The sequence below is a fragment of the Streptomyces sp. AV19 genome, from assembly GCF_015999245.1.
Taxonomy (GTDB): Bacteria; Actinomycetota; Actinomycetes; order Streptomycetales; family Streptomycetaceae; genus Streptomyces.
This window is the reverse complement of record NZ_JAEAMR010000096.1, coordinates 1-1,414: the sequence shown is the minus strand read 5'-3', so window position 1 is coordinate 1,414 and position 1,414 is coordinate 1. Positions and strand designations below refer to the sequence as shown.

Annotated in this window: 1 pseudogene; it reads right to left on the bottom strand. The window is 68.5% G+C overall.

What is annotated here, in order from left to right:
* Window positions 1-1,302, bottom strand: a pseudogene (locus tag I5Q34_RS33735) (hypothetical protein); the annotation flags it as partial.
* Window positions 1,303-1,414 lie beyond the last annotated feature (112 nt).

Genomic DNA, 1,414 nt, shown 5'->3' with positions numbered 1-1,414 from the left:
GGCCGGGGCGCAGTTGAGGGTGATGCGGTGCTCGAAGTGGTCGATCGTCTCGCTGAATCCGAGGACGATGAGGCTGATGTCGTCCGGCGGCAGCCACGCGGGCGGGTCCGTGATGAGGATCCGGTCGCCCTGGCGCAGGTCGAGGACGGCGGCCTTCAGCGCGGGGTTGTTGACGAAGGTGGCGTGGGCGAGGTTGAGGCTGATCTGCGGGTACCGGGCCTCGTCCACGGTGCCCATGTGCAGGCGCCATGACGCCTGGTCGTCGAGCGTGGCGTCCGATTCGATGTTCAGCCCGACTTGGTCGCCGTAGATCCCGATCCCGGCCGGCGGGTCCGCCGTGCCCATGGGCCCCGTGGTCAGGGAGGTGTGGGCGGTGCCGCCTCCGTCGCGGGTGACGGTGATGTCGTTGTGGGTGAACTGGTCGTCGTCGACGGGGTCGAGGCTGGCCGAGAGCTGGTTCGCCGAGTAGGACAGCGTCAGCACCGCGTCCTGGTTGTACAGCGAGGTCCGCGGCCGGTAGCCGAGACCGAAGACCGCGAGGTTCTCGTAGAGGACGCCGAGGTCGGCCTCCACGCACTCCTGGATCAGGTCGAGCGGCTTCTTCTTCGGCTGGCCGCCCATGGCGACGGTGTCGTCCAGGTCGCCGATCCAGTCGAGCGCGACGCCCTCCTCCGCGCACATCCGCTGGATACGGCGGCCGGCCTTTTCCCCGACCGGGTTGCCCCGGACGCCGATGTCCGTGATCGACGTGATGGCGGACTGGGCCGTGACATGGCCGACCACGCTGTCGGTGAGCCCCTCGGCGTGCCCGAGGGACGCGGAGGCCATGGTGATGTAGCGCAGCCTGGACAGGGAAGAGAGGGCCAGAGAGCCGGTCCCGACCGTCGTCGTTCCTCGCTCCAGGTCGACCAGGCGGACGGTGCAGGCGACGCCGGGGCTGGTGTCGGCCAGTTCGATCGAGACCCGCAGCAGCTTTCCCCGGATGTCGCCGAACTCGTCGACTCCCCCGGCGAGGAGGGCCTCGTCGAGGTCGAGGGGGCGCAGCCGGACTCCGCCGGTGAGGGCTTCATAGGTGAGGTCGAAGTAGCTCAGGGTGATGGAGTTCATGGTCAGGCGGCAGATCACCTGGGCATCCGGGAGTCCCTCAGCGGGCACGAAGAGCAGGAACCGCACCTGAAGCTGGCTGTATGTCGAGTATTTGGCGATCCCGCCGCCGAAGGACGAGGCGGTCATGACGGGCAGCGGGTCGGACGTGGGGAAGCGGCTGAAAGCGGCGAGGTCCGGTGTCCCGGAGATCTCCATGACCGATCCGGAGGTGAGAGCGGACGCCATGCTCAGCGAGCCGTCGATGTCCTCCAAGGGCCAGTACGCCAGCAGGCTGTCCAGCATCGGGTCCGTGATCGCGCGGTACATG